The organism is Luteolibacter sp. (genome assembly GCF_058122085.1).
This window is the reverse complement of the sequence record NZ_JBIKBQ010000208.1, coordinates 1-4,017: the sequence shown is the minus strand read 5'-3', so window position 1 is coordinate 4,017 and position 4,017 is coordinate 1. Positions and strand designations below refer to the sequence as shown.

Annotated in this window: 6 protein-coding genes; 5 read left to right on the top strand and 1 reads right to left on the bottom strand. The window is 58.4% G+C overall.

The window, feature by feature from the left end; all coding sequences use genetic code 11:
- Positions 1 to 132 precede the first annotated feature (132 nt).
- The 5 genes from pdxH (at position 133) to AC4DF4_RS18665 (ending at position 3,526) form a co-directional block, all read left to right on the top strand.
- On the top strand, positions 133 to 813 hold the full coding sequence (pdxH, locus tag AC4DF4_RS18685; RefSeq protein ID WP_490049608.1) for a pyridoxamine 5'-phosphate oxidase: 681 nt from the start codon (positions 133 to 135) through the stop codon (positions 811 to 813).
- Between the two features lie 80 nt (positions 814 to 893).
- Complete coding sequence (tadA, locus tag AC4DF4_RS18680; protein WP_490049607.1) at positions 894 to 1,484, top strand: tRNA adenosine(34) deaminase TadA; 591 nt, start codon at positions 894 to 896, stop codon at positions 1,482 to 1,484.
- A 137-nt stretch (positions 1,485 to 1,621) separates the two neighbouring features.
- Positions 1,622 to 2,242, top strand: coding sequence for a type II secretion system protein (locus tag AC4DF4_RS18675; RefSeq protein ID WP_490049606.1), 621 nt, complete (start codon positions 1,622 to 1,624; stop codon positions 2,240 to 2,242).
- A gap of 356 nt (positions 2,243 to 2,598) precedes the next feature.
- Complete coding sequence (locus tag AC4DF4_RS18670) at positions 2,599 to 3,093, top strand: hypothetical protein (RefSeq protein ID WP_490049605.1); 495 nt, start codon at positions 2,599 to 2,601, stop codon at positions 3,091 to 3,093.
- 55 nt (positions 3,094 to 3,148) lie between these two features.
- Positions 3,149 to 3,526, top strand: a complete 378-nt coding sequence (locus tag AC4DF4_RS18665) for a DUF3307 domain-containing protein (RefSeq protein WP_490049604.1) — start codon at positions 3,149 to 3,151, stop codon at positions 3,524 to 3,526.
- A 163-nt stretch (positions 3,527 to 3,689) separates the two neighbouring features.
- Here AC4DF4_RS18665 and AC4DF4_RS18660 read toward each other — a convergent pair.
- On the bottom strand, positions 3,690 to 4,017 hold a 328-nt coding region (locus AC4DF4_RS18660; protein ID WP_490049603.1), incomplete at its 5' end, for a hypothetical protein.

The following is a 4,017-nucleotide window of genomic DNA, read 5'->3' as shown; positions in this document are numbered from 1 at the left end:
TCCCAGCTCGTCAAGACGATGCAGGATGGTGGTCTCATCAAAAAGAACAGTTTCGAGATGCGGGTGCATTGTAATACGGCCGGTCTACGGTACGGATGCCCCAGACTCAAGCCCCAATCTCCACCGCCACCCATGACTGACTCGCCCACTCCCGCCCCGCTGGACGCCCAAGCTCTCGCCGCCCTGCGCGTCGATTACGCCCTGAATGAGCTAGACGAACGCTTTGTCGAGCCGACTCCCCTCGCCCAATTCGGCATCTGGCTGGCTGAAGCCCGCGCCGCCGAACTCATCGAACCCAATGCCATGGTGCTGGCCACCGTCTCGCCAGAAGGACGACCGTCAACGCGCACCGTGCTGCTCAAAGCACTCGACGCCACTGGCCTGACATTTTTCACCAACTACGACAGCCATAAGGCGCGCGACATCGAGTCCAACCCGCACGTCTCCGCCACCTTCCTCTGGGCCGGGCTGCAACGCCAAGTCCATGTGCGCGGCCGCGTGGAAAAAACGACCTTTACCGACACCGAAGCGTATTTTCAAACCCGCCCTTACCTCAGCCAGCTCGGGGCCCACGCCTCGCCCCAAAGTTCCGTGCTCCCCAGCCGCGAGTGGCTGGAACATCAATTCGCCGCCCTCGAAAAACAATTTCCGCAAGGAATGGTGCCCGTCCCAGCCCACTGGGGTGGCTACCGCCTCGTCCCCGACACTCTGGAATTTTGGCAGGGTCGCCGCAGCCGGCTCCACGACCGCATCCGCTACACCCAGGACCCGGCCGCCCCATCGGGCTGGCGCATCGAAAGACTCTCTCCATAACCACACTGTCACCCCACCCCCGCGAGAACACCCATCACCCCCTCAAAAAACGAAAGACGCCGCAAATCCCCACGCGAACAATGATGGCATTGCCCGCGAAAAAGCACGAAAGTGATGAGTGCCGAAAGACGGCTTCTGAGCAGGATAAAAGCATGACCGAGGAAAGTTCCATGATCGATCTGGGCAGCGATGCTTTTTTCATGTCTCAAGCGTTGCGCCAGGCGGCACGAGCGTATGAGGCAGAAGAAGTTCCGGTGGGGGCGGTCATTGTCCGCGACGGCCAGATTCTGGCCCGGGCCTTCAATCAGGTGGAATTATTGCGGGATGCCACCGCCCATGCCGAAATGCTGGCCATGACTCAGGCGTTTGCCGCCCTTGGCGATTGGCGGCTGAACGAATGCGATCTTTACGTCACCAAAGAGCCATGTCCGATGTGCGCCGGAGCCATCGTCCACGCCCGTTTGCGTCGCGTTATCTTTGGTTGCCCCGACGCCAAAGCAGGAGCCGCGGGCGGCCTGCTGAACTTGCTGCAGCACCCGAGCCTCAACCACCGCTGCGACATCACCTCCGGAATCCTCGCCGATGAATCACTCATGCTCCTCCGCGACTTTTTCCGCCAGCGACGCGAATCCAATGCAGCCAACCGGAAACTCAATCCGGCCGCCGAATAGGGCATGTATTGACAATATACCCACAAAATTTGTTTGATAAATAGAGGAAAATTCCCTAGCATTTGTAAGACGGCTGGAAAAACCTCGCACCACGCCGAAGAAAACGGCTTTGTATCAAATCTGCATTGATTCACCTGATGAAAACTACCCCGCTCCCCCTGCTATCCCGGCGCTCCGGCTTCACTTTGGTGGAGTTGCTCGTCGTGGTCGCCATTATCGCCCTGCTGGCCGGCGTGGCCCTGCCATCGTTCGGCTCCATCTTCAAAAAGATGAAGCGTGAACAGGCCCGCACCCTGGCCGTCCAACTGGTCAATTCCGTGAAAAACTACTACACGGAATATTCGAAGTACCCGCTCCCAGGAGATGCTTCCGGCGGCGAAGTCACGCCAGTGCGCACCGATGAAATCCTCACCGGCACCTTGATGGGTACCGATGAAGCCATGAACCCAAAGAAAATTCGCTTTCTGCCAGACTTGAAACCCGTGGAAGAAGGCGGCGGCTTCGGTCTGAAATCGTCAGGCGACCTGATCAGTATCGTCGACCCCTGGAGCGAAGAATATTACGTGATCATGGACGCTGACTACAGTCAGGACATCGACAACCCAGACACCACGTCCACCACCACCAAACTCTACCAAGGCGTGCTCGTCTTCTCCGCAGGCGAAGACAAAGACCCATCCACATGGGAAGACAATATCAAAACATGGGACAGCGGTAAAAAGAGCTCGAATAGCAACAGCGGATCAACTCCTCCGTAACCATCACGGCTCAGGTCCTAGGCTCACGGCCCACGGCCTGACCGAGTCCTCCCGGACGTTCACGCCAGTTTTATCCATGTCAGTGTCAAACCCGGCCCGGTTCCCGCGGCCGGGTTTTTCGTGTTATCGATCATCCCTTGGCCTCTCGGCGCCGTCTTGTCATTTGAGGATCGTCGGCTGCCCGATTTCCGATCAGTCCCTCCCACTGCAGCGACGTAGCGGCTTGTCCACAGGCTTTTCTGACTGACTCCCGGCAAATCCATGCTTGCAACGGGGGGAACGGCCGTGCATGGAACATCTTTTCTGCGATGCCCCGACCCGTTGCCCGTCCTCTGCCTCCCCGCCCCGTTGTTTCCTTGCCTCGCTGGATCATAGCGGCCGGAAGCCTGATGATACTGGTGATGGGCGCGGCGGCACTGCTCTGGCGTATCAACAAGACCAATGACCGTCTGCAGGCCGAACAACGCCTCACCGCCGACCCATCGCTAGGACGGTGGCTGGCCGGCATCAGAGAGGAGATTCAAGCCTTAGAAGAGACTGGATCGACCGGGCCAGACACCAACCCGCGCGGGCGCGCCGAAGCAGTCTGGCTCGGCCGCATCACCTCCCTCGATTACACCAACAAACAAGGAGAAGGCCCCCGCCTCAGTGGTATCACTCTCTCCCCCGCACACCTGGTGGCTGGTCGACGAGGGCCCATGGATCCACGCGGAGCCGGCAATGTCAGCATTAGCGTCCTAGGCTATGACTGGCCCCGCGGAGAGCCCCGCGAAGGGGAACCATGGGTCGTCGCCGTACGACGCATCAACAAAGGAAACAATATCGCGCATACCGCGTACCCCGCACCCTGAGCGGTCATAAGAGCCGCTCTTGCGCGGTCTTCGGAACAGTCTAGATTCGCCATCCATGGACATTTGGTGGCAACTGCAAGACGGCCCGCAGAGCTGGTTCGCCATCATGGGCGCACTCGCCATCGGCCATGCCCTCGCTGATTATTCATGGCAGACCGACTTCATGGCGCGGGCCAAAAACCGGCACTTGGCCGCCCCCCATGAGGACGCCCCCACACCATTCCTTTGGATCTATGTCCTCAGTGCCCACGCCGCCATTCACGCCGGCCTCGTCTGGATCATCACCGGCTGCGGCTGGCTGGGACTTGCCGAGTTCGTCCTGCACTGGCTGATTGACGCACTCCGCATCGAGAAAAAAATCAGTTTCCAGACCGACCAGCTGTGTCATCTGCTCACCAAAGTCATCTACGTCGTCGGATTGGCCTGTTGCTAAAAAAACCACGGCCCAGCGGCCTCCCTGAAGATTTTCCAGCGTCAGGAGAGATAATAAATCCGCTCCGGCCGAATGCCCAAGACCGGAGGCTCCCCCTCCTCACACAAAAAAAGGGTGCAGATAAAAATCCGCACCCCTCGTCGTCAAGAAGACTGAATCAGTCTTATTGCACCCCTTGACCATAGAAACGACGGGCCGCACCCAAACCGCCCAGAGCCAAAAAGATCAGGGCCATAGACGCACCCCCCTCAGGCACAGCCGCCGTTTTGAACAGTGAATAACCAGCCACGGCATCGAAATTGCCCGAAGCATCACGCAGCGAATGAATGCTGTCGGCATTAAGGTTCGCAATATAATAATAATGAGGGCGATACAAGTCGCGCTGCACTGGCTCCACGTCACCCCGATAATCGTACCAGTTGACATAAAGATACGTGTAGCCAGCAGGAATCGTGAAACTGTTCCAAGGAACAAATTCAAAGGTCGACGGA

Coding starts and splice junctions, on each gene's coding strand:
- tadA (WP_490049607.1), top strand. CDS start 894: ATGATGGCATTGCCCGCGAAAAAGCACGAAAGTGATGAGTGCCGAAAG.
- pdxH (WP_490049608.1), top strand. CDS start 133: ATGACTGACTCGCCCACTCCCGCCCCGCTGGACGCCCAAGCTCTCGCC.
- AC4DF4_RS18675 (WP_490049606.1), top strand. CDS start 1,622: ATGAAAACTACCCCGCTCCCCCTGCTATCCCGGCGCTCCGGCTTCACT.
- AC4DF4_RS18665 (WP_490049604.1), top strand. CDS start 3,149: ATGGACATTTGGTGGCAACTGCAAGACGGCCCGCAGAGCTGGTTCGCC.